This is a genomic window from Streptomyces sp. NPDC055078 (assembly GCF_053607985.1).
Genome location: NZ_JBSGUP010000017.1, coordinates 1 through 25,692, shown reverse-complemented (window position 1 = coordinate 25,692; position 25,692 = coordinate 1). Strand labels below are relative to the sequence as shown.

Annotated in this window: 22 protein-coding genes and 1 pseudogene; 9 read left to right on the top strand and 14 right to left on the bottom strand. The window is 69.1% G+C overall.

The genetic code is table 11. The annotated features are described in order from the left end of the window. Window positions 1-14: 14 nt before the first annotated feature. Window positions 15-1,151 carry an agmatinase gene (gene speB / locus ACWF94_RS03040; protein WP_453484099.1) on the bottom strand — a complete coding sequence of 379 codons (1,137 nt, stop codon included), beginning with the start codon at window positions 1,149-1,151 and terminating at the stop codon, window positions 15-17. Between the two features lie 155 nt (window positions 1,152-1,306). Between speB and ACWF94_RS03035 the strand changes: the two genes are divergently transcribed. After that, window positions 1,307-1,891 (top strand): helix-turn-helix domain-containing protein, encoded by a 585-nt coding sequence (locus ACWF94_RS03035; RefSeq protein WP_453484098.1) that lies wholly within the window; start codon window positions 1,307-1,309, stop codon window positions 1,889-1,891. 256 nt (window positions 1,892-2,147) lie between these two features. Next, window positions 2,148-2,915 carry a type I methionyl aminopeptidase gene (gene map, locus ACWF94_RS03030; protein WP_453484096.1) on the top strand — a complete coding sequence of 256 codons (768 nt, stop codon included), beginning with the start codon at window positions 2,148-2,150 and terminating at the stop codon, window positions 2,913-2,915. Window positions 2,916-2,975: 60 nt separating this feature from the next. Here map and ACWF94_RS03025 read toward each other — a convergent pair whose 3' ends face one another. After that, on the bottom strand, window positions 2,976-3,620 hold the full coding sequence (locus tag ACWF94_RS03025) for a hypothetical protein (protein WP_453484094.1): 645 nt from the start codon (window positions 3,618-3,620) through the stop codon (window positions 2,976-2,978). Window positions 3,621-4,403: 783 nt separating this feature from the next. On the opposite strand from ACWF94_RS03025, the gene ACWF94_RS03020 reads away from it, so the two are divergent. Then, window positions 4,404-8,153: a DNRLRE domain-containing protein gene (locus ACWF94_RS03020; protein WP_453484093.1), complete on the top strand. Its 3,750-nt coding sequence runs from the start codon at window positions 4,404-4,406 to the stop codon at window positions 8,151-8,153. A gap of 56 nt (window positions 8,154-8,209) precedes the next feature. Here ACWF94_RS03020 and ACWF94_RS03015 read toward each other — a convergent pair whose 3' ends face one another. After that, a complete protein-coding gene (locus ACWF94_RS03015) occupies window positions 8,210-8,767 on the bottom strand; it encodes a hypothetical protein (RefSeq protein WP_453484091.1) in 558 nt (185 codons plus the stop codon). 148 nt (window positions 8,768-8,915) lie between these two features. Between ACWF94_RS03015 and ACWF94_RS03010 the strand changes: the two are divergent. Then, window positions 8,916-9,184: pseudogene (locus ACWF94_RS03010) on the top strand (NUDIX hydrolase); the annotation flags it as partial. 72 nt (window positions 9,185-9,256) lie between these two features. Here the strand turns inward: ACWF94_RS03010 and ACWF94_RS03005 are convergent. The 5 genes from ACWF94_RS03005 to ACWF94_RS02985 form a co-directional block, all read right to left on the bottom strand. Next, window positions 9,257-9,463, bottom strand: a complete 207-nt coding sequence (locus ACWF94_RS03005; protein ID WP_453484110.1) for a DUF397 domain-containing protein — start codon at window positions 9,461-9,463, stop codon at window positions 9,257-9,259. Window positions 9,464-9,542: 79 nt separating this feature from the next. Further along, on the bottom strand, window positions 9,543-9,755 hold the full coding sequence (locus tag ACWF94_RS03000; protein ID WP_453484089.1) for a DUF397 domain-containing protein: 213 nt from the start codon (window positions 9,753-9,755) through the stop codon (window positions 9,543-9,545). Beyond that, window positions 9,752-9,952 carry a Scr1 family TA system antitoxin-like transcriptional regulator gene (locus tag ACWF94_RS02995; RefSeq protein WP_453484087.1) on the bottom strand — a complete coding sequence of 67 codons (201 nt, stop codon included), beginning with the start codon at window positions 9,950-9,952 and terminating at the stop codon, window positions 9,752-9,754. Before ACWF94_RS02995 ends, ACWF94_RS03000 begins: the two co-directional genes overlap by 4 nt. Before the next feature lie 68 nt (window positions 9,953-10,020). Beyond that, window positions 10,021-10,230, bottom strand: coding sequence for a DUF397 domain-containing protein (locus ACWF94_RS02990; protein WP_453484085.1), 210 nt, complete (start codon window positions 10,228-10,230; stop codon window positions 10,021-10,023). Next, a complete protein-coding gene (locus tag ACWF94_RS02985) occupies window positions 10,217-11,104 on the bottom strand; it encodes a helix-turn-helix domain-containing protein (protein ID WP_453484083.1) in 888 nt (295 codons plus the stop codon). Before ACWF94_RS02985 ends, ACWF94_RS02990 begins: the two co-directional genes overlap by 14 nt. A 312-nt stretch (window positions 11,105-11,416) precedes the next feature. Here ACWF94_RS02985 and ACWF94_RS02980 point away from each other — a divergent pair, with 312 nt between their 5' ends. From ACWF94_RS02980 to ACWF94_RS02970, 3 genes are all read left to right on the top strand, one after another. Continuing rightward, a complete protein-coding gene (locus ACWF94_RS02980) occupies window positions 11,417-11,803 on the top strand; it encodes an ATP-binding protein (RefSeq protein ID WP_453484081.1) in 387 nt (128 codons plus the stop codon). Between the two features lie 112 nt (window positions 11,804-11,915). Then, complete coding sequence (locus tag ACWF94_RS02975; RefSeq protein WP_453484080.1) at window positions 11,916-12,095, top strand: hypothetical protein; 180 nt, start codon at window positions 11,916-11,918, stop codon at window positions 12,093-12,095. A gap of 203 nt (window positions 12,096-12,298) precedes the next feature. After that, window positions 12,299-13,174: an IS5 family transposase gene (locus ACWF94_RS02970; protein ID WP_453484078.1), complete on the top strand. Its 876-nt coding sequence runs from the start codon at window positions 12,299-12,301 to the stop codon at window positions 13,172-13,174. 30 nt (window positions 13,175-13,204) lie between these two features. Here ACWF94_RS02970 and ACWF94_RS02965 read toward each other — a convergent pair whose 3' ends face one another. The 4 genes from ACWF94_RS02965 to ACWF94_RS02950 form a co-directional block, all read right to left on the bottom strand. After that, window positions 13,205-13,648, bottom strand: a complete 444-nt coding sequence (locus tag ACWF94_RS02965) for a nuclear transport factor 2 family protein (RefSeq protein ID WP_453484076.1) — start codon at window positions 13,646-13,648, stop codon at window positions 13,205-13,207. 132 nt (window positions 13,649-13,780) lie between these two features. Further along, window positions 13,781-14,332, bottom strand: a complete 552-nt coding sequence (locus ACWF94_RS02960; protein ID WP_453484074.1) for a YciI family protein — start codon at window positions 14,330-14,332, stop codon at window positions 13,781-13,783. Between the two features lie 190 nt (window positions 14,333-14,522). Then, entirely contained in the window at window positions 14,523-15,551 is a 1,029-nt protein-coding gene (locus ACWF94_RS02955; protein WP_453484072.1) for an aspartate-semialdehyde dehydrogenase, read from the bottom strand. A gap of 189 nt (window positions 15,552-15,740) precedes the next feature. Next, on the bottom strand, window positions 15,741-19,073 hold the full coding sequence (locus ACWF94_RS02950) for a S8 family serine peptidase (protein WP_453484070.1): 3,333 nt from the start codon (window positions 19,071-19,073) through the stop codon (window positions 15,741-15,743). 379 nt (window positions 19,074-19,452) lie between these two features. Between ACWF94_RS02950 and ACWF94_RS02945 the strand changes: the two genes are divergently transcribed. Further along, a complete protein-coding gene (locus ACWF94_RS02945; RefSeq protein ID WP_453484068.1) occupies window positions 19,453-20,718 on the top strand; it encodes a serine hydrolase domain-containing protein in 1,266 nt (421 codons plus the stop codon). Between the two features lie 56 nt (window positions 20,719-20,774). Here ACWF94_RS02945 and ACWF94_RS02940 read toward each other — a convergent pair whose 3' ends face one another. Both ACWF94_RS02940 and pepN read right to left on the bottom strand, forming a co-directional pair. After that, window positions 20,775-21,800, bottom strand: a complete 1,026-nt coding sequence (locus tag ACWF94_RS02940; RefSeq protein ID WP_453484066.1) for a hypothetical protein — start codon at window positions 21,798-21,800, stop codon at window positions 20,775-20,777. Between the two features lie 263 nt (window positions 21,801-22,063). Next, window positions 22,064-24,700 carry an aminopeptidase N gene (pepN, locus tag ACWF94_RS02935; protein WP_453484064.1) on the bottom strand — a complete coding sequence of 879 codons (2,637 nt, stop codon included), beginning with the start codon at window positions 24,698-24,700 and terminating at the stop codon, window positions 22,064-22,066. A gap of 227 nt (window positions 24,701-24,927) precedes the next feature. On the opposite strand from pepN, the gene ACWF94_RS02930 reads away from it, so the two are divergent. Further along, window positions 24,928-25,569 (top strand): mycothiol-dependent nitroreductase Rv2466c family protein, encoded by a 642-nt coding sequence (locus ACWF94_RS02930; protein ID WP_453484062.1) that lies wholly within the window; start codon window positions 24,928-24,930, stop codon window positions 25,567-25,569. Window positions 25,570-25,692: the final 123 nt, after the last annotated feature.

The following is a 25,692-nucleotide window of genomic DNA, read 5'->3' as shown; positions in this document are numbered from 1 at the left end:
AGACGCGTCGCCGGTCAGCGGGGAGCTGGGGAGGCCGGGTCGGCGGGGGTCATGGCCGAGAGAATCTCGTACGCCACATGGGAGGCCGCGATGGCCGTGAGCTGTGCGTGGTCGTAAGCGGGGGACACCTCGACCACATCGGCGCCGACCAGATCGACGGCTCGCAGCGCACGGATCATGGCGAGCAGTTCGCGGCTCGTCATACCGCCGGCCTCGGGGGTGCCGGTGCCGGGCGCGTGCGCCGGGTCGAGGACATCGATATCGATGGAGAGATAGACGGGGCGGTCGCCGAGCCGGGTGAGCATCCGCTCGATGGCGCGGGGCAGGCCCTCCTCCTCGATCTCGACGCTGGAGATGATGGCGAAGCCGAGCCGCTCGTCGTCCCGCAGATCGTCCCGTGAGTACAGCGGGCCCCGGATACCGACGTGGGTGCTCGCCGTGAGATCGATCAGCCCCTCCTCGGACGCCCGGCGGAACGGCGTGCCGTGGGTGACGGGGGCGCCGAAGTAGGTGTCCCAGGTGTCGAGGTGCGCGTCGAAGTGCAGTACGGCGACGGGTCCGTGCCGTTCGGCGGCCACCCGCAGCAGGGGGAGCGCGATGGTGTGGTCGCCGCCGAGCGTCAGCAGCCGCTTGCCGTCGGCCGACAGCGCCCCGGCGGCGGTCTGGATCTGCTGGACCGCCTCGGTGAGGTTGAACGGGTTGGCGGAGATGTCGCCCGCGTCGGCGATCTGCTGGGCGGCGAAGGGGTGCACATCCTGCGCCGGGTTGTACGGGCGCAGCAGCCGGGACGCCTCCCGGATGTGCGAGGGGCCGAAGCGCGCGCCGGGGCGGTAGCTGACGCCGCTGTCGAACGGGACGCCGACGACCGCGATGTCCGCGCGCGGGACGTCCTCGATACGCGGCAGCCGGGCGAAGGTGGCGAGACCGGCGTACCGGGGGCTGACGCTGGCGTCCGGGGGGCCCACGGGCCCGGCGTCCGGCGTGCCCGTGGTCCCGGTGTCCGGGGTGCCTGTGGTCCCGGTGTCCGGGGCGCCCGCGGTCGTGGCGTCCGTGGTCCTGGCGTCCGTGGTCCTGGCGTCCGGGGTGCCCGCGGTCCTGGCGTCCGTGGTCCTGGCGTCCGGGGTGCCCGCGGGCGGTTCGGCGGCGTTCATCGGAACCTCTGATCTTTGCGTGATCTTTGCGCTCGGGAAGTCACTTATATGCAACAAAGAATGCATGGTAGGCAACTTCTGTTCGGGTAGTCTTACCCCGGGTCATCACCCTGTCAAGGGTCATCAGCGCACCGACGGACCGACGCGAGGACTTCATGAAAGCTCTGCACCCCGCGCCGTCCACGCAGCCCGTCCGCGTGGGCGCACGGCTGCGCGCCAGTCGCAGGTCGCAGGGCCTCACCATTGAGCAGGTCGCCGCCGCGACCAATCTGACCAGGGGTTTCGTCAGCCGCGTCGAACGCGACGAGACCTCCCCGAGCGTCGCGACCCTGGTCACTCTCTGCCAGGTGCTCTCCCTGTCGGTGGGCTCCCTCTTCGAGGACGCCGACACCGAGGTGATCCGCCTGGAGGACGCGCCGCACGTCAATTTGGGCGGGCGTGGCGTGGCCGACCGAATGATCACCCCACGGGCCCAGGCCCGGGTCCAGGTGCTCCGCTCACGTCTTGAGCCGGGCGCGGACGGCGGCGACGACCTTTACACCATCAATTGCGAAGTGGAAGTACTCCACGTCATCACCGGTGAACTCTCCGTACTCTTCACCGGCCGCACCCTCACCCTCTCGGCGGGCGACACCCTCACCTTCTCCGGCCGCGAGCCCCATAACTGGCGCAATACGGGCGACTCGGCCGCCGAGGTGCTGTGGACGTTCGTGCCGGCGGCGTGGAGCGGGTCGAGCTAGGTCGTCTTCTCGGGGTCAAGGCGCTGCCTTTGGCCGGCATGACCGACCCCGCGGTGGCCGCGATGAACAGCGATGCCCAAGTACGTGGCTTCCCGCACCCTCCGGGAGTCGGGGTGGGTGAACTCCACCCTCCTCGGCGCCGATCTGGCGGCGGCGCGTCGCCGCTCCTGCGCACTCAGGGGAACCCACTCCAGGTCCGTGATACTAATACCGGTATAAGTATTGGGTATCGTCGCATGGCAGGGAGTCAGGGCACATGGTGGAGATCAAGACCGACACGGCGCTGGAGTCGATGCGGGAAGCCGGGCGCGTCGTGGCCCACGCACTCGCGGCCGCCCGTGCGGCGGCTGCTGTCGGAGTCCGCCTGCGTGCACTCGACGAAGCCGCCCGGACCGTTCTCGCCGAGGCCGGAGCGAGTTCCCCGTTCCTGGGCTACCAGCCCTCCTTCGCCCCGACCCCCTTCCCCGCCGTGCTCTGCGTCTCCGTGAACGACGCCGTCTCGCACGGCATCCCCGGCGACTACCGCCTGCGCGACGGCGACCTGGTCGGCATCGACTGCGGAGCCGAACTCGACGGCTGGACCGGCGACGCCGCGATCAGCTTCACCGTCGGCACCCCCCGCCCCGCCGACGTCGAACTCATCGCCGCCACCCGGCAGGCCCTGGACGCGGGCATCGCCGCCGCCACCGTCGGCCATCGCATCGGCGACATCTCCCATGCCATCAGCACGGTCGCCCGCAAGGCCGCCTGCGGTATGCCCGCCGACTTCGGCGGCCACGGCATCGGCCGCCGGATGCACGAAGACCCCCACGTGCCCAACCACGGACGGCCCGGCCGAGGCTTCCCGCTGCGCCACGGCCTCGCCCTCGCCATCGAACCCATGCTCATGGCCGGCGGGCGCAACGACTACCGCACCGACGCCGACGGATGGACCCTGCGCACGATCGACGGCAGCCGCGCAGCCCACTTCGAACACACCATCGCCATCACCCAGGACGGCCCCCGCATCCTCACCCTGCCCTGACCTCACCCCCGCTCGCACCTGGCCGACGGGAAGGGTCCCCAACCCCACTGGGAATTACGCCTACGGCTTCGCGACGGGCACGCGCAGCTTCGGCAGCAGATCCTTGAGTACGTCCTGCATCGCCGCGAAAGCGATATCCGTGCCCTGCTCGTCCATGGGGTGCCCGCTCTGGGTCATCAGCTCGCAGTCGAGATTCCCGTCCCGGACCACCGTGCGCAGATCCACCTCCCAGGGCCCCTCCTCCCCGGACACCAGCCGATACGCCTCACTCCCGAGCCCGGCGACCTCGGCCAGGGTCCCGCCCGCGTCCTCCTCGGCCTTCCCCCGGCCGTACCGGTGCATCTCGACCGCCTTGCCCGTCTCCTTCCACGCACTGCACTGGACGACCGCCCGCCCATGGACCTTCCCGCCACTGAGCGACTGCTTGCACTCCGACCCGCTGGAGACCGCGGGGTCCGCCCCCGTCTCCCGCGACCGGGGCGCTCCCGAGAGCGGCGCCACGGCGGTGGCCAGTTCGGTGAAGTCAACGAACTCGCAGAGCCGGTCGGGCGGTTGGTACTGACCCGGCCCCTCAAGGCGCTCGACCGTCGCGAGGGCCGATCCCGATGGCTCCGGCTTCCCGGACCCTCCATCGCCACAGCCGGTCAGCCCGACCGCCAGTGCGGCGACGATCAAAAGCCCCCTGCCGAATCCCGTACAAGACATGACGTCTTCCCCCCAGTCGGCGGACTACCCCCCCGGGGACGGTAGCGGACGGGCGGTGCCGGATCGGGGCCAACCGCGCAGAACGGCTCACGGGTTGAGGTCGAGAACGCGAACCGGCTGGCTTCCGTACCCGTACCCGTACCCGTACCCGTACTCGTACCCGTCCCGATCTGGGCGGGAGGTCCGGCTCACCGCACGGTGGCACGCCCGATCCGCGTCCGCCCTGTCTGACCGCCGAGCGCCGGCCGACCCGCCCACGGCGAGCCCCACCTGGTCGATCACCATGGTCAGGACGCGAGGATTCCGGCGTGATACCCGCAACCGTGAAGTTCTGCCGCCGGAGCTTCCCGGGGAGTACCGGCTGCGCGGTCCAGCAGGCTCGCGGCGGGTGCTGCCCCCTGGCGGGCCGACGATGGTGCAACGTGTGTGATGCCGGATGCGCTCCGACGGCTCAGACCAGGGTTCCCGCAGGTCAGTTGTGAGGCGCCGCCCGGACCTGTCGCGGGGCGGTCCTGAATCCTGTTGCTCGTGTGGTGGGCGCGAACTGGCGTACGGACTCCACCGTGTTGCGTTCAGCTGAGGCTTCACCGGCATGCCCGGCGACCGGCCGCAAGACCCACCGGCCGGACTCCTTGGCCATTTCCCAGCCTTGCCTGTTCGCCATCGCCACACAAACGTGCTGGGTGCATTCGTTCGATCCATCGACCCGCCCTGCGCCCCGGGGCGGGCGGAAGGGAAGGTTTCACCTTGTCTGGGTCCTCCAGAATCAGACGAACGATATCCATGGCGTTAGGCACGGTGCTGCTGACCACCAGCGGCACAGCCCTAGCGATCGCCCCGGCGGCGGACGCCCCCCTGACGGCAACCGGAGCGGCGCGTGTCAGTGCCCAGCAGCCGAGCGAGGCCGATGTCCGCGAAGCCGACTTCGCGTGGGCCGCCCAGCACAGCAAGGGCGGCATCCCCTGGGCGCTGACCCGGGCGAAGAAGACGGGGAAGAGGACGCTCGTCCCCGACGAGACCACGGCGACGTCGATCACCTACGCGAACCCCGACGGCACGCTGACCTCAGACCTGGCAGCCGGGCCCGCCCGCATACAGCGGGACGGCCGGTGGGTCGACGTGGATGCCCGGCTGACGACGGCCGCGGACGGCAGCGTGAAGGCGAAAGCGCATCCGAACGGACTGGAACTCAGCGGTGGGGGCGGCCTGCCCGCGAGGTCGTTGAAGGCCGCCGGGGATGCCCCGGCTCGTGATCTGGTCACCCTCGGTGAGGGCAACGAGCGGGTCACCCTCCAGTGGAAAGGCGGCCTGCCCAAACCGGACCTGGACGGCACACGCGCCACCTACCGGAACGCGCTGCCCGGCGCGGATGTGGTGGTCGAGGCCACCCGCACGGGCTTCGAGCAGTATGTGAAGCTGAACCAGCGCCCCGCAGGGACCTACAGCTACACCCTGCCGCTGAAGACCGATGGCCTGAAGGCCGCCGAGCAGAAGGACGGCTCCGTCCTTTTCACCGACGCGAAAACCGGTGCCGAGCGGGCCGTGATGCCCGCTCCGGTGATGTGGGACGCGGCTGTGGACAAGGTCTCCGGCAAGCACGAGAACCGGCACCCGGTCGACATGAACGTGGTCGACAGGGGCAACGGCGACGTCGACCTCGTCGTCACCCCCGACAGCGGATGGCTCGCCGACCCGGACACGAAGTACCCGGTCACCGTCGACCCCTCGACATCGAACCTGACGAACGTCTTCGACACCTACGTCCAGCAGGGCGAGAGCGTTGACCTGTCCACCGACGTCGAACTCGACCTCGGCAACCCCGGCACCACCAACCCCAACGGCACACCGCGTACCGCCAGGTCGTTCATCACCTGGAACACCGCGCAGTTCAAGGACGCGCTGATCACCAACGCGGACCTCAGCCTGTGGAACTTCCACTCCGGCAACACCGACTGCAAGGCATACGCCTGGACCGTCTGGGACACCACCGCCTCCGCCACCACCTCGCGGTGGACCCACCAGCCGACCTGGCACAAGCAGTACCACTCGTCCACCCAGACCAAGGGCAACCCTGCCTGCACCGCCGCCCCGGACGGCTTGATCAGCGCCGACGTCACCACTCTCGTGCAGAGCTGGTCCTCCGCCCTGGACACCAGGGGCTATATGGGCCTGCGCGCCGCCACGGACGACGTCAAGGCATGGAAGCGCGTCAACTCCGCGAATGCCACGGCGCACCCGCCGAAGCTGACCGTCACCTGGAACTACCGTCCCGGTGACGGCACCGCCCAGCAGGCAGGCGCCCCGTTCAAGTCCTACGCCGGGGTGTGGGCGGTGAACACCACCACACCGACGCTGCGGGACAAGTTCACCGACGCCGACGGTGACAAGGTCAACGGCACCTTCCAGGTCTACGACGCGGCCACGAACCTGCCCATCACCACCCCCGCCGGTGACGGCGTGATCGTCTCCGGCTTCGTGACTCCCGGCTCCTGGGCCTCCGTGACCGTGCCCGCCGGCCAACTGGTGAACGGCAAGACGTACAAGTTCCGCACCAACGCCTACGACGGCACCCACTACAACCTGAACTGGTCACCATGGCGTGAGTTCGTCGTCGACACCACCGCGCCCGGCGAGCCTCAGAAGATCACCTCCGCGACGTATCCGGAGAACTGGGGCGGCGGCGGAGCCGGAGTCGCGGGCACCTTCGACGTGACCACGGGTGCCTCGGACGCCTATGAAGTGCGGTACCGCGTCGACCCGTACGAGGATGACGCCGACGGCCACGGCTGGACCTCCGTGCGCACCAGGGGCAGTGTTGTGAGGGCCGTGGCCCCGGACGCCTCGTACACGGTCACCCCCTCGGCGGACGGTAACCACTTCACGCAGACCCGCACCGTCGACCGCGCCGACAATGTGGGCCCGATCAAGGATTACGGATTCACCGCGGGCACCCGGGACTACAACCGCAGGCAAAAGGTCGACATCGCGCTCCCCCAGCCCGACCTGGCCGCGACCGACCCGATTCAGGTCGATACGCCGCAGCCGCCGGGGCCCGACGGACAGTCTGGCTGGAAGGGCTGGAAGCCCCGGACCTTCACCAGCGGCAGTTCCACGGTGACGGTCACCCCGTTGAAGGAGCGCTCGCTGGAAGGCACCCGCAAGGCGGCCAGGGAGCTGAGAGTGCGTGCGCCCTCCTACCCCGACCCGATCATCAAAGGCTCGTGGTGTCAGCCGACGCTTACCGGCGAAGCACAGAAGTCGCTGATCACCCGTAACGAAGCATGCCTGTTCTACAACATGGCCTTCATCCAGACGTACATATACCAGGGCCTCCCGGTGGCCAAGTACCGTGCCGACTTCGAGTTCGCCTTCCAGGTCAAGACGGATCCGCTGTCGGGCGACATCAAGACGTGGATCCAGATCAACCCGGTCTACAGCGACTTCCCGGGGGACGAGCGGGCCGTCCTGCTCGGTGACGGTGGCCAGGACGCCTTCATCGACTCCATGTGCTTCAGCAGCGGCTGTGAAGGCGGCCCGGGGGCGAAGAATTTCGACTTCTACAACGACCTGAGCTGGAAGGGCGGCGGTGGATGGAACCCGGTCGACAGCCACATGGCGACCGGCACCGCGAACCACAAGTGGAACGGCACCGTCAACAACGCCACCGGGGCACGGGACGTCGACCTCTCCAAGACGCTTCCGGTCTGGTTCGTGGGCCACTTCGTCACCGAGAGCGGACCGCCGGACGGCAAGGGCCAGAAGGACATCGACACCGGTCCGTGGCGGTCCCCCGGCGTCGATGTGCGCTGCGACAAGGTGGCGAGCAACGGCTCCACCCCGGGGTGTGCGCTGCCGCAGTATTTCCCCGAGTACAAGTTCAACACCGCGAAGTACCCCGCTGCTGCGGCACATGCGTGGCTGATCCAGCACAAGTCGAAAGTCAAGGGGAGTGGTAAGACGCTCGCCGATCCGCTGAAGTACCTGCCGAAGAAGGAACGGAATGAGCTCGCTCATGAGCGCAAGCACAACCGCGACAAGGTGATGTGCCCGCGGTACACGGGTCCACGGCAGGACGGCTGGGTGCCCCCCAAACGATTCAGCGCGCACCCGTGGACGTATCTCCACCCCGAGCTCGACGGTGCTCCGGAGAGCATCTCGTGTGACGAGTTCCCGTTCTCCTCGACCTACCAGTCGCCCGGTGTCCCTGCGTTGAAGCACGGCGAGAACCCGGCGGGCGCAACGGGCGGCGGAGGGTGCATCCAGACCGTTGCCGCCAAGGTCGACAACGGCAGCGAGCACCTGCTGGACGACACCCGCTACGACGCCCCGACCTTCAATGAGACCTGCGGGCGGTCCTCGATGTCCGGGAAAGTCAACTCGGGTTCAATGAATCTGACCAACTTCTACGAAGGGTTCCTGAAAAAGTTCCGAGTCATCGACCAGGACGCGTACACCCTGGAACCGGGTAGCGCGTGGTTCAGGGCGTGCGACACCTCCAAGGCCGAGCTGGTCTGCACCATGACGAAGCCCTAGCGGACGCACAGTGCGTGGCCCTCGTCCCTCTTGTACCGGGGCGGGGGCCACGGCGTTCAGTGGATCTGCCGCCAGAGCTGGCCGGCTTCGTCCAGGCCGGGGTTCCCGGGGTCGTCCCACACCAGGCAGTCCCATACCAGACCAGGCACGTCGGAACCCATCAGATCCGGGGGCCCCACGGTCAGGGTGCGGTGGACAGTCTCCAGATAGGCGGCGATCGACGGGAAGGCGGGTTCGCCGGCCGGCTCGTCCACGATCGACCACTCGCCGACTCCGCGCGTGCTTGCGTAGTGGCCGTGCTCGGGCCCCGCCTCGTCCCGGGTCAGCCACGGCACCACCCGGGCACCACCCCAGCCATCGCTGCCTCCGGACGCTGGCAGTCTCAGCCCGAGCGCCTGCGCCGGAGGGAGGATCACTCCGCCGGGCAGAAACGCTCCCGAGCCGACCTCTCCCTCCTCATCGGCTTCGATGAGCTGGTGCTCCACGCCTCCGCACAGTCGCCACAAGGTCGCCAACTCTGGCGGCAGCCCGAATCCGAGTCGCTGCCTCAGGACCGTATCGGCGTTCACGATGTCCTCCTCCGGTGCTGACGGAAGGAGCGATGCGTAGGACATGGGCGCATGTTTGGCGAGCCATTCAGTCAGAGCCTGCCAGGCTCCCGCAGTTCGCTCGACTTCATGGTCTCCGCTCATGAGCCGACCCTACCGGGAACCTCCCGGAGCCCTCCAGGCCGGCGAAGTCCGGCTCGGCCTAAAGGAGTTGGAGACTGGGCTGGATGTCGAGATCATGGGGCTTGTCGGGACGTACACCGACCCCGGCACATCATCGCGTACAGCGACGGAGAGGTCGGTCGTCAGTTCAACGTGTGCTTCACCGCTCGTCTCGTCGCGGGCTCGCTCGCCGTATCCGACGAGTCCACCGCACTCCGGTTCGTGGCTCCCGCTGATCTGGACGCGCTGCCGATGCATCACACCCAGCGGCTGAGACTTCAGCACTTTCTGGAGCGGCGATCTGCGCCGTATTTGGGGTAGCCGGCACGCTGCTACCCCGGCATCGGATGTTGAGCCGTGACGGGGTAGCTCTCATGGGGGCGGTCCGGCGGGCTACCGCTGGTCGAAGACGCCTGTCGTGGTGCCCGCGAGGAATGCGCGCCAGTTGGCCGTGGCGAAGGTCAGCGCCGGTCCGACTGAAGACTTGCTGTCCCGTATCGCCATGGCACCGCCGAGGTGAGCGACCTCTATGCAGTTGCCGTTCCCGTTGCTGTAGCTGGATTTGAACCAGGGGGCCTCGGTGCGTTCGGTCCTGTGCATGTCCACCTGTCACTCCTGCGAACAGTCGTCGTGTCTGTCTGTTCCAGCGGGCGCCCGAAGGGAGTCGGGCGGCCCCGAGCTACGGCAACTCTCCACGACGCAGGGCGTCGACAAACATCTGTGCCCCCGTGCGGTGGAACAACAGAGCGGGCCCTGTCGGGTACTTGCTGTCCCGGACTGCTATGACCCGCTCGTTGACTATGCCGAACTCGACGCACTGTGCTCCGGTATCGGACCGCGATGACTTCCACCACGTCACAGGGAGTGTGGACGCGTCGTCGGTGTGGCTCATAGTTTTTCCCCTATCTCTGCGATGCGTTCCATCGACTCCTCGACCGACAACGCCGCCGCGCGCAACCGGTCGAAGCCGTCCCGGTAGACGGCAACCTGTTCGGGTTCCTCGGCGTACAGGGCAGCTATGAGGGTTCGGTATGGACGACATCGAGGTCGGCATGCTTCTCGAAGCCGGGCACGGAGTACGGTCGCCATGGGACGCCCCGAGGGCCCCTGACCTGCGTTCGGGCCAGGAGTCTGCTCACGTTGCGCCGGGCGTGGCCCTACCGCTGGTCGAAGACGCCTGCCGTGGTGCCCGCGAGGAAGGCACGCCAGTTGGCCGGGGCGAAGGTCAGTGCCGGTCCGGTTGGGTTCTTGCTGTCCCGCGTGGCGACGGTGCCGCCGACGATGTGCGCGACCTCGACGCAGTTGTGTTGCCCGTCGCTGTAGCTCGATGTGAACCAGCGGGCGTCTGTGAGGTCAGTCCTGTGCATGTCTTCCTGCCATATCCGTGATGAGGCGTCGTGACGCCTGCTCGTTGAGCGATGCCGCCCAGATGTCGCCGAACGCGCTTTCATAGCGTTCCACCTCGTTGGTCTTGTCCAGGTACAGACTGCCGGTGAAGCCGTCCACTTCGACTGTCGGGGGTTCCAAGTCGGTGCCGTCGCCCGTCACCGGAAAGCGGAGGATGATGAATGACTTGGTCAACATGCCTTGATGCAGCCCCGCGCTGAAGGGCACTACCCGCACTGTGACATGGGGCGGGTCGGACATCTTCGCGATGTGCGTCAGCTGCTGTGACATGACCTTCGGTCCGCCCACCGGGCGTTGTAGCACTGCCTCCCCCAGGACCACTCGGAACGAGGGCGGGTCAGTCATCCGGGTAAGGAGGGTCTGTCGCTGAACGCGCAGCTGCACCCGTCGTTCGATCTCTGCGGCGTCTTCGTGTGTGTTGTGAGTCTGAATGATGGCCTGTGCGTAAGCCTCGGTCTGGAGCAGGCCCGGTACCAAGTCGCTCTCGTACGAGGCCAGACTCGAAGCCGCCTCCTCCAGCCCGATGTAGACATCGAACCCCTCCGGGATCACGTCGCCATACGAGTGCCACCACCCCCGCGCCTTGGTCTCCTTGGCGAGGCCCATCAGCGCCTCGGTGAGATCTGACGGCGCTCCGTACACCTCGCACATGGTCTGTACGTCGTGACTGCGGAGTGAGGTCTGTCCGGTCTCGATGCGCCACATCTTCGCCTCGGACCACTCCAGTTGACGTGCTGCCGCACGCACCGTGAGCCGTGCGCGGTTACGTAGGTCGCGCAGATTCCTGCCGAGTTGACGCCTCGGCACCGTCGAACCGCTGGAGCGTTCAACCATCCGCTGTCCCTTCCCCTGCATTCAGTATGAACCACTCTCGGCACCCTGAATGAAAGCAGCGGAGCGCTACATTCGCAATGCGAATCATTAGTTCGATTGCTGCTTATCGAACACCCAAAGTGAAGTCTTGCACATTCTGGAATATGGGAGCACTCTAGGGGTCTCATCGCTCAGCGTGACAACACCGCTGCACAGTGGGCGTGTTGATGCTGCGTCATGCCCGCTGTCCCTACGCACAGGAGACAGGAGCCCGAAGCCATGACTGTCGCGGATCCGAGGACCTTAGAAGTCACCACCTGCTGTCAACCGCCCATGGGGCCGCCCCCGCAGCTCATGCTCGTCGGCACCCCCGAATCGGTCGCCGCCGCCCGCGCGTACACCGACGAGTTCGTCACCTTCCATGTCCCGGACATCGACAGTGACCGCCTGGACGACGTTCAGCTCGTCGTCTCCGAGCTGGTCACCAACGCCGTGCGGTACGGGACCGAGCCGGGTGACTCCCTGCTGCTCGTCCTGGACGCCGGGGCGGGGAAGGTGCGGATCGAGGTGCACGACCCGGTGCGGCGGGTGCCGAGGGCGAAGCCGGAGTCGGTGGAGCGGCAGCGGGGGCGCGGGCTCGTCATTGTCGAGGCGCTTGCGGAGTGGGGGACGGAGGACCGGCCGTTGGGCAAGGTCGTGTGGGCGGCGATGAGGTGGTGAGGCTTCTGGCGGCGAGGGCGGAAGGCGAGTGTCTGGTGCGGGGGCTGGTGGTGCGTGCGCTGCGGTGGGTGCTGGGGCGGCTGGTGTCCGGTCGCGCGCCGGAGGGGGCCGGATGAACCGAGAGGGCCTCACCCACCCCGTACCCGAACCCCACACCGCGCACTGCCTCCGCTGCCGCAGGCTCACCGCCGCGCCCGTGCCGATAGGGCGGGACCCCGTCGAGTACGCCTGTCCCGAGTGTGCGCCCGTGCTCACGCCGGGGCCGATACCCGACGAGGTCGCCGCGCGGTAGGCGTACGGCGGCCCCGCTCGGAGCGCACCCGGGCGGGGGCCGCGAACGCCGGACCAGGTGGCCCGGGCCCGCCTCCCGCGCCGGGTTCTCAGACGGGGCGCTGCGCCATGACGACCAGGCCAGGACCACGAGGACGCTGAACCATCCGAGAGGCCCTAGGCCGTGTATCGAAAGTGGATCTTGAGTTGTGATGATCACGGTTCATGGGGCGGGGAGATCTCACGGACGAGCAGTGGGCAACATTGGAGCCGTTGTTGCCGAGGGGCACGAGGGCGGGACGGCCGCCGGTCTGGCCTCGGCGGCGGTTGATCGACGGTATACGGTTCCGGGTTCGGACCGGAGTTCCATGGCGGGACGTCCCCGTTGAGTACGGACCGTGGAGCCGGATCTACGACCTGTTCCGCCGATGGCAGCGGAACGGCACCTGGCAGCGGATCCTCACCCGGCTCCAGTCCCTGGCCGACGCGAAGGGGGAGATCGTGTGGGACCTGAGCGTCGATTCCACCGTCTGCCGCGCCCATCAGCATGCGGCCGGGGCTCGCAAGCAGGGCGACCTGCAGAAGGAACCACCGGGCGGCATTTTCGCCGAGCCCTATGATCACGGGCTGGGAAGATCACGCGGCGGGTTCACCACCAAGCTGCACCTGGCCGTCGAACAGGGCCAGAAGCCCATGTCGATCGTGGTGACGGCCGGGCAGCGCGGGGACTCGCCGCAGTTCGAGCCGGTGCTGGATAAGGTCCGAGTGCCCCGCATCGGGCCGGGCCGACCACGCGTCCGTCCCGATCGGGTGCGGGCCGACAAGGCGTACGCCTCTCGCAGAAACCGCGCCTACCTGCAGCGCCGCGGGATCCGCTGCACCATCCCTAACAAGGCAGACCAGGCGCGCAACCGCCGGAAGCTTGGTTCTCGTGGCGGTCGGCCGCCCTATTTCGACCCGGCCGACTACCGTGAGCGTCACGCGGTCGAGTGCGGGATCAACCGCCTCAAGAGGCACCGTGCTGTCGCCACGCGCTTCGACAAGCTGGCGGTTCGCTACGAGGCGACCGTCCTCGTAGCGACCATCAACGAGTGGCTGTGAGCAGCGTCTTCGTGAATCGCTGGTGGTCTTTCACTGATCCTTCGCTTCGAATGCCTGGGCGACGGCCAGGCTGTCCTCATAGATATGGTGCCGGGTGACAAGGCCGTCTACGACGGTGAGATGCAGAGCGAACCGCGCCTTGTAGGCACGTCCGGTGGGCCGGGCGGTCTGACGGATCTCGCCCAGCACGACCGCGTCGCTTCCGTCGACAAGGATGCGCTCGACCTCAGTCGCCACGTGCTCCGGCACGTGGTACTCGGCAAGCTCGCGATAGTGGGCGGCCGCGTCGGCCCGGGTGGACCGGTGGCGGATCCACGGCGTGGCGGTACGGCCGTGCTCGGCCTCCGGCCAGTCGAGCTTCCAATCACCCTGCTCGGCATACAGCTCGGCGATGCGCTCGGGGTTGCCCTCGCCAATTCTGCGCAGCAACTCCTCAACCACAGTGCGCGTGTTGGTAGGTGTGGCTATGGACATGGCTGACCTCTCCGTCCTGGTCCGCGTCCTCCGACGCGGAGAGATCACCAATCCTGCCAGCATGGGCGCGCCGAGACGATTACCTCGGACGTAAGGCGAACAGATCACCAAGATCCACTTTCGATACACGCCCTAGGACCGGCGCCCGCCGAACTGCCAGTTGTGCACCTCGATGTCGGCGTACCGGTCCGGGGCCAGGATGGCGCGTGCCGTGTCCGGGTCCGGTGCCTGAACCAGCGCCGCCGTGCCGAGCCAGGTGGTGCCGGTGTCGGACAGCAGTGGCCCATAGGCGATCACCTCGTCCTGGGCGGGCGGCGCCGCGAGGTCGGCGGCCGGCCCTGTGCCGAGGCCGAGCACCAGATACCGATTGCCGCCGGTCGGGCCGCCGGGGAAGTCCCACATGGTGCGCCCCAGCGTGTTGCGCCACCGTCGCAGCAGCACGTCCCGGTAGGCGCCGGCCTGGTAGTTCGGCTCGTCGAAGGCGAAGGTGCGGGCAGCGGCGGGATCGGGCAGGTCGACGATGTGCACGCTTCCGGTGGGTGTCTCGCCGTCGTCGGCGAGGGTCGGGCCCCGGGCGATCATCTCCTTGGCGTACTGGTCCATATAGGACCAGTGCTCTTCCAGTAGCTCGTCGCGCAGCGGCACGGAGCCGGGCCGGTCGCGGTGGTAGCAGAGGTATTCCATGCCCAAGGATCTCTTTTCGGAAGTGACCAGGTCGAGCGGGTTTCACGGCGGCGATACGTCAGCAGCACGAGCACCATACGAGAGCACGAGAGCACGACAGCCGTGTGACAGCCGGGCGGCCGCCGCACCGCCGGGCGCCCGGCCCCGTCCGGAGCGCACCCGGGCGGGGCCGTACACAGCCGCAAACAAGTCAGCCGCGCAGTTCGTCCGCCACCAGTTCCGCGATCTGGACCGCGTTCAGGGCCGCGCCCTTGCGGAGGTTGTCGTTCGACAGGAACAGCGCGAGACCGTGCTCCACCGTCTCGTCGACACGGATGCGGCCGACGTACGAGGCGTCCTTGCCCGCGGCCTGGAGGGGAGTCGGGATGTCGGACAGCTCGACGCCGGGCGCCGAGGACAGCAACTCGGTCGCCCGCTCCACGCTCAGGGGGCGCTCGAAGCGGGCGTTGACCTGGAGGGAGTGGCCGGAGAAGACGGGGACGCGGACGCAGGTGCCGGAGACCTTCAGCCCGGGGATCTCCAGGATCTTGCGGGACTCGTTGCGGAGCTTCTGCTCCTCGTCGGTCTCGAAGGAGCCGTCGTCGACGAGGTTGCCCGCGAGGGGGACGACATTGAAGGCGATGGGGCGCTGGTAGACACCGGGCTCGGGGAAGTCGACGGCCTCGCCGTCGTGGGTCAGCTCGGTGGCGCGCTCGTAGGTCCCCTTGATCTGGCCGTCGAGTTCGGCGACGCCCGCCAGGCCGGAGCCGGAGACGGCCTGGTAGGTGGTGGTGACCAGGGAGGTGAGGCCCGCCTCCTGGGCCAGCGGCTTCAGGACGGGCATCGCGGCCATGGTGGTGCAGTTCGGGTTGGCGATGATCCCCTTGGGGCGGTCCTTGACCGCGTGCGGGTTGACCTCGGAGACGACGAGGGGCACCTCGGGGTCCAGCCGCCAGGCGGAGGAGTTGTCGATCACGACGGCGCCCTGTCCTGCGACCTTCGCGGCCAGCGCGCGGGAGGTCGCGCCGCCCGCCGAGAACAGGACGATGTCCAGGCCGGTGTAGTCGGCGGTGGAGGCGTCCTCGACCGTGATCTCGCGGCCCTCCCACTCGATGGTGGAACCGGCCGAACGGGCCGAGGCGAACAGCCGCAGCTCGTCGGCGGGGAACTTCCGCTCGGCGAGGATGCTGCGCATGACCGTGCCGACCTGACCGGTGGCTCCGACGATTCCGACCCTCACGGACGTCTCCTTTGTGCCTTTTGTGCTGATTGGTGACCTGGGTGTCGTTCCATGATGCGTATGTCCCGGGCCGCCTTGTCCAGTCCATTGTCCAGGGAGTGGATGGTGTGACACGGGACACGCGAAGAGGGCACGGGAAAGGGCGGGCGCCCGTGTCCGGACGCCCGCCCCCAGCCGTACGGAGAACGGCTACGGGGTGACCTTCTCGATCACCACGCTGCCCGCGCCCGCGGAGGTCCCGCGCGCGTTCACCAGCCGGGCCTCGCCGAAGAACCGGCGGCCCTCCGGAGCCGGACCGGCCACCACGACATCCGCGCTGACCTGCGCGGACTCGCCCGGCGCCAGCTTGACCGACGAAGCCGGGTCCACCTTCAGCTCGCCCAGCGACGGCGCGAAGAACACATCGCGGTAGTCATAGGCGGTCGTCCCGGCCGGGACGGAGTAGCCGTCGACCACGAAGGTGTACGTGCCCGGCGCGGGCTTCGTCAGGGAGACGGCCTCCTCCGAGTCCGCGTCCGCGGCCTGGCCGACCGGCACACCGTTGCGCAGGACCGTCAGATCCAGATCCGCCCGGGTGTCGGAGACCGCGCCGATGGCGACGTCCAGCCGCTCGACGCCCGCGCCGAGCACCAGGGTCGTCACCTGCTGCTCACCGTCCTTGATCGACGGCCGGGCGACCTTGGCGGAGCCCAGCGGGCCGCCCGCGAGCTTGCCGTCGATGGCGGCGAAGCCGTTGGTGGCCTTCCACCCGACGGCGGCCGGGGTGCCGACCTTCGCCTCGGGGAGCGTCTGGACGGCCGGGGTGAAGTCGGCGCCCAGCAGGGAGACGTCCAGCTTGTACGGGTTGTTCAGCAGCGGAGACGTACGCCGCGACTCCACTTCGATCTCCCAGACGCCCGGGACCGGATTGTCGTACGACCGCAGATCCGGGCGGCACTTGTTCGAGGGGCTCGTGTAGTTCGGGTAGCAGTAGATCGTCGCGCTGTCCTCCATCTGCACCCCGTACGGGTGGATGGAAATGAACCGCGTCTGGCTGCCCGCGGCGAGCGAGCCGAGCGCGACCTCCAGGGTCTTCGCGCCCTCCGGCACCGTCACGAAGTACGACCGGTGGCTGTTGCGCTGCACCGAGGAGGTGTCCGAGAAGGTGTACCCGGGCTTCGCCAGCGGGGTGGACGCCACCACGGTCGTCAGGATCTGCTTGTCGACGCCCTCGGTGCGCGGGTCGTCCGCCTCCAGGATCGCGCTGTGCACCCCGGCCGATGCCGGCCGGGCCTGGACGGAGACGGTCACCGGCTCGTTCAGCGGCAGCCGGACCCGGTCGCCGCCCGCGAGCCGGAAGGCACCGCCGTTGTTGCGCCACTCCAGATCGTGCCAGAGCGCGCCCTTGGGGCCGCTGGTCCGGGTGATCGTGACGTCGTACGTCTTCGACCGGCCGACCGTCAGGCCACCCTCGCGGTCGTAGAGCCCGGTGCCGAAGCCGGGCGTCTTCAGCGCGAAGTCGATCGCCGTGTCGACGGGTGCCTTGACGCTGTACTCGTGCGCCGAGACTCCGTCCTCGATGGTCTCCCAGGCGTCCACGACATCGATGAGACCGGCGCCCTGCTCATGCGCCTTCACTCCGGGGATCCGGGTGGCGGTGCTGGTGAGCGCGGTGCGCAGCTTGGCCGGGGTCAGCTCGATACCGCGCTGCTTCGCGGCCGAAAGCAGCAGCGCGCTCGCGCCCGCCACCTGCGGCGAGGACATCGAGGTGCCCTGGATCATCGAGTAGCCGGGCGGCAGCGGATAGCCGGCCTCCGCGACCGAGCCCCCCGCCTGCCAGGTCTGGGTGGTCTGGATCGCCGCGCCAGGTCCGGTGACGGTGGGGGCGAAGCCGCCGTCCGCGCGCGGGCCGCGCGAGGAGAACGGCAGCAGGGCGTACTTCTTCCGCACCTCGGAGCCGTAGTTCGCCGCCCAGGTCTCCCGGGAGATCGACGCGGCGACGGAGATCGCCTTGTCGGCGACGCCCGGGTCACCGACGGTGTTGACGCCGGGCCCGTCGTTCCCCGCGGAGATCACGAGCTGGACGCCGTAGAGGTCGATGAGCCGTGTGTACAGCTCCGCGCGCGCGTTGTTGCCGTCGTTGAGCGCGGGCAGACCGCCGATGGAGATATTGACGATGTCCACACCGCGGTTGACGACCAGATCCGCGAGCCCCTCGGTCAGCGCGATATTGGTGCAGCCGCCGGACCAGGTGCAGGCGCGCGACGAGACCAGTTTGGCGCCGGGCGCGGCGCCGTTCATCTTCCCGCCGAAGAGACCGTTGGCGGCGGTGATACCGCCGACGTGGGAGCCGTGGGAGCCCTCGATGACCCCGATGCTGACGTAGTCGGCCTTCGCGCCCGCGGCGTTGTAGACCACGTCCTTACGGACCTCGATCACAAACGGAATGCGCTCGGCGATCGGGGTCGCCGGGTCGTCCGTGCCGAAGTACCCGATCTGGAAGCCGTCCTTGTACGGCTTCAGCGCCTGGTCGTTGGTGAAGTCGGCGTCGTTGTCCAGATCGACCCGGACGGTTCCGGCCGCCGGGTCGTACAGCATCGCCCACCGGTCGGTGGTGTCGCCGTCCCGGTTGAGGTCACCCGCCATATCGCCGCCGAGGGTGGCGTTCTCGGCGAAGGTGTTGAACTTGTAGCTGCCCGCCGGAGCCGTGTACGTACGGCCGTTGACGGCGAACGTCGGCCCGGTGGCCTCGGTCAGCATCTGCCGCCAGGTGCCGTCGCGGTCGGCTACCGGGTCGGTCGCGGTCACCCAGTCGACGATCTTGCGCTCGCCGGTCGTCGTCTTCTGGAGCGCCGGATGGGCGACATCGATCCCGGAGTCCAGGATGCCGATGGTCACGCCCCGGCCGTCGTAGGTGGGGTTCTTCTTGACGAGATCGACCGCGCCGGTCTCGAAGGAGGGGTTGTACGGGTTCTTCGCGGGGGTGTTCTTCCCGGGGGCCGGGTACGCCGCGGTCTGCTTCCCGGCCGTGGGCGCCGACTTCGCCGCGTCCCCGGGCGCCGGGTCCTCGCGCTTGATCTCGTGCTTGAGGTCGATGCCCCGCACACTGGACAGCTCGGCGGCGGCCTTGAGGGCCGACTCGGCCCTCGCCGTGGGAATGGTCGCCCGGACATAGCCGAGCCTGTCGAACGTCCTGCCGACCACGGCGCCCTCGACGGCGTCGAGCTGACCGCTGACCTGCTCGGTCGCGCCCGGGGTGGTGGCGACCATGACGGTGACGTTCTTGTCGCCCTTGGCCTCGGCCTCGGCGAGCAGCTTCTCGTCGGCCGTGCCGATCTTGTCGGAGGCCGTCGCCGCCTTGACGTCCGCGCCCGGATCGGCGGCGGGGGCGCCCGCGAACACGGAGTTCGTGCCTACCGCCACCAGCGCGGCCACGATCGACGCCGCGGCGGCGATACGGACCGCCCGTCTGCGCCCTGGTGGTCTGTGCCCTGATGCGGAGTCTCCGGATATGGAGCTCTGGGACTGGGGGGTCATCAGCATCCCTGTTGGTGAAAGAGACGTTTCCCGGTGGGTGAGCAATCGGTCCGGATTTCGGTGCCGGATGACCGCTGAGCCTTTCGCACCTGTCCCGACTTTGTGGAGAGTTGACCGACTCGTGATGTGGGCATGGCAGAAATCCGCCAGGGCGGTCCCTCCGCCACTGGGGACGAACAGGGAGGTACCCAAACATCTGACAAGGTGTCCGGGAAATGGCCGACAGTGGCTCAACCCGGGAGCGCGGGGCAACGCGCACCGCTCCGGCGGAGTCCTCCTCGCCGATCGCAATCGAAGTCGAAGTCGAAGTCGAAGCCGACAACAGGGAGCTGAAATGCCGGTAGGTACGGGAGACGGGGCCAGCCCAGCGGGCACGGGAGACGCGATGCACCGAGGTGGTACGGGGGAGACGGTCCCGCTGGGTGGCGCGGGCGAGGCGGTGCGCTCCGGTCGTACGGTCAGCCGGGACGGCGCGGGAGGCACGCCCCGCCCGGGACGTACGGTCCGCCCGGGACGTACGGTCCGCGCGGCGCTGATCGCGGCGGTGGCCGCCGTCGCCACGGGCGCTCTGGTGACACCCGCCGTCGCCGCCCCCACGGCGACCGGCGGCCATGAGGCCACCCAGCGGGCCATCGAAGCCGTCGTACGCGAGGGAGTGCCCGGCGTCGTCGCACAGGCGCGGGACGACGACGGAGCGTGGAGCGGCACCGCGGGGGTCGGGAACCTGGACACCGGGCGCGAGCGTTCACCGGACGACCGGTATCGCATCGCGTCCATCACCAAGACCTTCGTCGCCACCGTTGTCCTCCAACTGGAGGCCGAAGGCAGACTCGACCTCGACGACACCGTGGAGCACTGGCTCCCCGGAGTGGTCCGGGGCAACGGCCACGACGGCCGGGAGATCACCCTGCGCCAGTTGCTCAACCACACCAGCGGTGTCTACAGCTATACGGAGGCCCCGGTGATCCAGGACCAGTTCTTCGGCCCCGGCTTCCTCCGGCACCGCTATGACACCTGGAAACCGGGGGACCTGGTCGGCCTCGCCATGGGGCACAAGCCGTACTTCGCCCCCGGCGCGGGCTGGCGGTACTCCAACACCAACTACACACTGGCCGGGATGGTGATCGAGAAGGCCACCGGCCGTTCCTACGGCGCCGAGATCGAGCGCCGCATCCTGCGCCCGCTGAAGCTGCGTGCCACCTCCGTACCGGTCACCGACCACCGGATGCCGCGCCCCGCGAGCCGGGCGTACTCCAAGCTCTCCGAGGACCCCAAGGCGAAGATCCACGATGTGACCGAATTGAACCCCTCGGCGGCCGGGGCGGCCGGTGGGATGATCTCGGACTCCGGTGATCTCCAACGATTCGTCCGGGCGCTGCTGAAGGGCCGGCTGCTCCCGCCGGAGCAGCTGAAGGAGATGACCACGACCGTCGCGGTCGACCCCCGGCTGCCGGAAATCCGGTACGGCCTCGGGCTGATGCGGCAGAAGCTGAGCTGTGGCGTGGAGGTCTGGGGCCACGACGGCGGAATCCACGGCTCCTCCTCCCGGGCTCTCGCCACCCGGGACGCCGGCCACTCACTGGCGCTGAACATCAACGGCGACTGGGCCGGGGACGCCGGGCCGGTGACCGAGGCGGAGTTCTGCGGATGACCTGGTTCCGCCGGTGACGCTGCCGCCCGCCCCGCTGAGCCGCCGCAGGCCCCAGCTCAGCGGGGCAGCACCACCACATACGCCGCCGGCTCCCGGTCGCCCGACGCCATCAGGGCGGTCCGTACCACCATCGCCTGCTGTTCCGGCGACTCCCGCAGCTTCCTCGGGGTGAGGTGGACGACGGTGATGCCAAGCCGCTCCAGGTGCTCCCGCTTACGGGCGTACTCCGACCACGTCACATCCTCGTCGCGCCGAGGGGAGCGGGTGTCCAACTCGACCGCGACGGACTGTTCGGGCCAGTAGGCGTCCACCCCGCCGAGATGGGGCCCGCCCGGCAGCCGGAGGTCCACGTTCCAGACAGGCGCGGGCAGCCCGTGCTCGCGCACCAGCGTGTAGAGGTGCTCCTCGGCGAGGGCCCGGCCCTCCGCGAGCAGGGAATCCACCGCGTCCACCACATGCGGCCGGTCCAGCAGCCGCGCCCGGCTCAACTCGGTGACGACAGCAGCTGGTTCGCAGTGCCCGTCCCGTACGGCCTCCGCCAGCAGCAGCCGTACGGCATGGGGGTCCGACAACTGCGTGACGGCATCGGCCAGCGCCCGCGCCACGGGGGCCACCGGCATCCCCGTGATCATCTCGGCCACCGGCATGACCTGTGCCCGGACGATCCGCGCGCACCCGGTCGACCGCAGCCTGCGGGTACGGGGCACGAGCACATCGATCCCGGCCAGCCCCCGCAGCGGCGGCGCCGACGAGAACTGGCGCAGTGCGAGCGCGGCCAGCCCGGTGATCATGACTTCGCCGTACGGGGCCGGACCGCCCCCGCGTCCCCCCTGCGTGGGAATCACCGGCCGCCCGGCGTACAACAGCGCCGCGTGCAGCCGCTCCTCGCTCGTCGCCACTCCCGCGTGCAGCAGATACACCCCCGGCAGCAGCGCCTGCCAGGGGCCGCCGGGCCGGCAGCGGGCGGTGACCTGGGCGGGGGTGATTCCGTGCTCCCGGAGCTGGGCGGCGGACAGGACACGGAGCTGAGCGGCGGAGAGGTGGGCGAGGGGGAGGGGGGAGAGCGGGGTGTTGTGGGTCATGCCGGGGGGATGCCCGCGCGGGTGGGGGGTGCTAACCGCTGTTACACGCTCGTCGACAATTCAGGACAACCACGTCCTAAAGTACGGGCGTTCGACTGCCGAGTATCCTCCCGCCGGGATTACCGTTTCCGCAGGCCGCGCCCCCTGCGCGCCCCTCTCCCGGCCGCTCCCCGAGCCGCCTGCGCACCCTCCCGGCCGCCGCCCCCGCGCCGCGTCGCGCCGCATCGTTTCGCCGGGGGCGGGCGGCCGGGCCCGCCCCGGTCCTACCCGGCGGCGTCGCGGGACTGGGCGCGCAGGGCGCGGGAGAGGTCGTCGCGGGCCTCAAGGACCAGGCGGCGCAGGGCGGGTGGCGCGTCCTCGTGCGCGGCCAGCCACGCGTCCGCCGCCGGCATGGCGTCCGCGCCCTGGAGCGAGGGGAACAGCCCCCGCACCACATCCATCCCGATCTGGATCGACCGCTCCTCCCACACCCGCCCGATCACCGCGAAGTACCGCGGCGCGTACGGCGCGAGCAGTTCCCGCTGCCCCGCCCGCACCATGCCCGAAATCGTCGCCAGCACCAGCGTGTTGGAGAGCGTGTCCGAATCCACGACCCGCGCCCACGCCTCCTCCTTGACGGCCGCCGACGGGCGGGCGGCCAGACAGCGGACCTGGTGGCGCTCGCCGGACGCGGTGTCGTCGCGGGCCAGTTCGGCGGCGATACGGGCCTCGTCGGCGCGGCCGTGCGCGGCCAGCGGTTCCAGCAGGGCCCAGCGCAGCTCCTGGTCGACGTCCAGTCCGTCGATCCTCGCGGTCCCGGCCAGCAGCCCCTCCAGCAACTGGAGATCCGCCGCCGACTCGGCGACGGACGCGAAGAACCGCGCCCAGGTGAGCTGGTGCTGGCTCCCCGGCGCGGCCTGCCGCAGTTCCTTCAGCGCCCCATCGGCGAGCAGCCGCCCGCCCTCCGCACGCCAGGCGGGCGCGGCGTAGTGGGCGAGCGCCGTGTGCGTCCAGGTGTGCAGCATCTGGAGCACCCCGATGTCCGACTCGCGGCCCGCGAACCTGAGCACCAGATCCACGAAGTCCCTGGCCGGCATCAGCGCGTCCCGGGTCAGGTTCCACATCGCGGACCAGCACAGGGCGCGCGCCAGCGGATCGTTGAGGTCGCCGAGCGAGGCGCGCAGGGTGTCCAGCGAGCCCTCGTCGAACCGGATCTTGCAGTAGGTGAGATCGTCGTCGTTCACCAGCACCAGATCGGGGCGCTCGGCGCCCGTCAGCTCCGCCACGACCGTGCGCGCACCGGTCACATCGGCCTCGGTACGGGCGTACCGCACCAGCTCCGTGCCCTCGCGCCGGTAGAGCCCGACGGCCACCCGGTGCGGACGCGGGGTGCCGCCGTCCTGGAGCACCGCCAGCTCGGTGATCCGGCCACCGGCGTCACAGGTCACCACGGGCGTCAGGGAGTTGACCCCGGAGGTCTCCAGCCAGGAGCGCGACCACTCGGCCATGTCCCGCCCGGATGTCTCCTCCAGGATCGACAGCAGATCGCCGAGCCGGGTGTTCCCGTACGCGTGCCGCTTGAAGTAGCGCCGCGAGCCCTCCAGGAACGCGTCCTCCCCGGCGTACGCCACGAGCTGCTTCAGCACGGAAGCGCCCTTGGCGTAGGTGATGCCGTCGAAGTTGAGCTTGGCGTCCTCCAGATCGCGGATGTCGGCGGTGACCGGATGGGTGGACGGCAGCTGGTCGGCGCGGTACGCCCATGCCTTGCGGTTGTTGGCGAAGGTGGTCCAGCCGTTGGTGAAGCGGGTCGCGCCGACCAGCGCGTACGAGCCCATGAAGTCGGCGAAGGACTCCTTGAGCCACAGATCGTCCCACCACACCATGGTGACGAGATCGCCGAACCACATGTGCGCCATCTCGTGGAGGATGGTGGTCGCGCGGCGCTCGTACGACGCCTGGGTGACCTGGCCGCGGAAGATGTACTCCTCGCGGAAGGTCACACAGCCGGGGTTCTCCATCGCGCCGAGGTTGTACTCGGGGACGAACGCCTGGTCGTACTTCCCGAAGGGGTACGGGTAGTCGAACCGGTCGTGGAAGAAGTCCAGCCCCTGCTTCGTCACACGGAAGATCTCCTCCGCGTCGAAGTGCCGGGCGAGCGCCTTGCGGCACAGCGCGCCGAGGGGGATCTCCAGCGTGGCCGGTCCGGCGGAGTCCCCGGAAGTGCCGGAGGTGCCGGAAGTTTCGGAAGTGCCGGAAGTGCCCCCGTCCAGTCTCCGCGTGTAGACATCCGTCTCGTAGTGGTACGGACCGGCCACGACCGCCGTGATGTACGTGGAGATCGGCAGGGTCTCGGCGAACCGCCACGTCACCCCGCCGTCGGTCCGGTCCGACCGCTCGCCCGCGCCGTTGCTCCAGACGGTCCACTCCTCGGGGGCGGTCACCTCGAACCGGAAGGGTGCCTTCAGATCCGGTTGTTCGAAATTGGCGAAGACCCGGCGGGCGTCGGCCGGCTCGTACTGCGTATAGAGGTAGACCTCGCCGTCCTCCGGGTCGACGAACCGGTGCAGCCCCTCGCCCGTACGGCTGTAGGCGCACTGCGCGTCCACGATCAGCACATTGTCCTCGGCGAGCGCGTCGAGCGCGATCCGCGAGCCGTCGAAGACGGCGGCCGGGTCCAGCTTCTCGCCGTTGAGGCGCACGCTCGTGACGGAGGGGGCGATCAGATCGGCGAAGGTGGCGGCGCCCGCCCGCGCGGCGCGGAAGCGGATCGTCGTCACCGAACGGAAGGTGCGCGGCCCCGGGGCCCCCTCGGGTGGCTCACCGACCGCGGAACGCAGATCGAGGACCACCTCGTACCCGTCGACGGTTACCAGCGCGGCCCGCTGACGGGCCTCGTCGCGGGACAGATTCTCACCGGGCACGTGCGGCTCCTTCGTGTCTTGTTCGAACGGCACCGATCCTGCCATGCGGCCCTGACGGCGGGTATCCGGGAATCGGCCCGGGGCCGGAGGTGTTGTCGCGTTCAGGCGGGTTCCGTGCATGGCGGGGTCTTCGAGGGCTCGTATCGGTCTCGTGACTCCGATGGCTCTCAGGCCCGCATGACCCGTATCGCTCAATTCGTTTCCATAACGCCTGTACGAGGAGAGAGATGTCCGACAACGGCAAGACCCCGGTGGACTTCTGGTTCGACCCGGTGTGCCCCTGGGCCTGGATGACCTCCCGCTGGATGCTGGAGGTGGAGAAGGTCCGCGATATCGAGGTCCGCTGGCATGTGATGAGCCTGACCGTGCTGAACGAGGACAGACTCGATGAGATTCCTGAGCAGTACCGCGAGGGCTTGAAACAGGCGTGGGGTCCGGTCCGGGTCGCCATCGCGGCCCAGCAGCTGCACGGTGACGCGGTGCTCGGCAAGCTCTACACCGCGTTCGGCACCCGTTTCCACAATCAGGACGAGGACGTGACCCCCGAGTCGATCGCCGGGGCGCTGGCGGACGCCGGTCTCCCCGCCGACCTCGCCGATTACGCGGACAAGGACACCTACGACACCGAACTGCGGGCCTCCCACCAGGAGGGCATCGACAAGGTCGGCCAGGATGTCGGCACCCCGGTCATCGCGGTCCCGGGCGCGGACGGCGCGCAGATCGCGTTCTTCGGCCCGGTCGTCACGCCGGCGCCGCAGGGCGAGGAGGCGGCGAAGCTGTGGGACGGGACGCTGCTGGTGGCGTCCATTCCGGGCTTCTACGAGATCAAGAGGACGCGGACGGCCGGTCCGGACTTCTCGAACCTCTGACCCCCGGTCCGGTGTCCCGGGCCATGGCCCGGTTCCGTGTCCCGGTTCCGGAGCTGGTCCCGTATCCCGGTTCCGTAGCCAGTCCCGTGTCCCGGCCCGTATACGGAAGTGCCCCCGCGAGTC

Coding starts and splice junctions, on each gene's coding strand:
- speB (WP_453484099.1), bottom strand. CDS start 1,151: ATGAACGCCGCCGAACCGCCCGCGGGCACCCCGGACGCCAGGACCACG.
- ACWF94_RS03035 (WP_453484098.1), top strand. CDS start 1,307: ATGAAAGCTCTGCACCCCGCGCCGTCCACGCAGCCCGTCCGCGTGGGC.
- map (WP_453484096.1), top strand. CDS start 2,148: ATGGTGGAGATCAAGACCGACACGGCGCTGGAGTCGATGCGGGAAGCC.
- ACWF94_RS03025 (WP_453484094.1), bottom strand. CDS start 3,620: ATGTCTTGTACGGGATTCGGCAGGGGGCTTTTGATCGTCGCCGCACTG.
- ACWF94_RS03020 (WP_453484093.1), top strand. CDS start 4,404: ATGGCGTTAGGCACGGTGCTGCTGACCACCAGCGGCACAGCCCTAGCG.
- ACWF94_RS03015 (WP_453484091.1), bottom strand. CDS start 8,767: ATGTCCTACGCATCGCTCCTTCCGTCAGCACCGGAGGAGGACATCGTG.
- ACWF94_RS03005 (WP_453484110.1), bottom strand. CDS start 9,463: ATGCACAGGACCGAACGCACCGAGGCCCCCTGGTTCAAATCCAGCTAC.
- ACWF94_RS03000 (WP_453484089.1), bottom strand. CDS start 9,755: ATGAGCCACACCGACGACGCGTCCACACTCCCTGTGACGTGGTGGAAG.
- ACWF94_RS02995 (WP_453484087.1), bottom strand. CDS start 9,952: ATGGCGACCGTACTCCGTGCCCGGCTTCGAGAAGCATGCCGACCTCGA.
- ACWF94_RS02990 (WP_453484085.1), bottom strand. CDS start 10,230: ATGCACAGGACTGACCTCACAGACGCCCGCTGGTTCACATCGAGCTAC.
- ACWF94_RS02985 (WP_453484083.1), bottom strand. CDS start 11,104: ATGGTTGAACGCTCCAGCGGTTCGACGGTGCCGAGGCGTCAACTCGGC.
- ACWF94_RS02980 (WP_453484081.1), top strand. CDS start 11,417: ATGGGGCCGCCCCCGCAGCTCATGCTCGTCGGCACCCCCGAATCGGTC.
- ACWF94_RS02975 (WP_453484080.1), top strand. CDS start 11,916: ATGAACCGAGAGGGCCTCACCCACCCCGTACCCGAACCCCACACCGCG.
- ACWF94_RS02970 (WP_453484078.1), top strand. CDS start 12,299: ATGGGGCGGGGAGATCTCACGGACGAGCAGTGGGCAACATTGGAGCCG.
- ACWF94_RS02965 (WP_453484076.1), bottom strand. CDS start 13,648: ATGTCCATAGCCACACCTACCAACACGCGCACTGTGGTTGAGGAGTTG.
- ACWF94_RS02960 (WP_453484074.1), bottom strand. CDS start 14,332: ATGGAATACCTCTGCTACCACCGCGACCGGCCCGGCTCCGTGCCGCTG.
- ACWF94_RS02950 (WP_453484070.1), bottom strand. CDS start 19,073: ATGCTGATGACCCCCCAGTCCCAGAGCTCCATATCCGGAGACTCCGCA.
- ACWF94_RS02945 (WP_453484068.1), top strand. CDS start 19,453: ATGCACCGAGGTGGTACGGGGGAGACGGTCCCGCTGGGTGGCGCGGGC.
- ACWF94_RS02940 (WP_453484066.1), bottom strand. CDS start 21,800: ATGACCCACAACACCCCGCTCTCCCCCCTCCCCCTCGCCCACCTCTCC.
- ACWF94_RS02930 (WP_453484062.1), top strand. CDS start 24,928: ATGTCCGACAACGGCAAGACCCCGGTGGACTTCTGGTTCGACCCGGTG.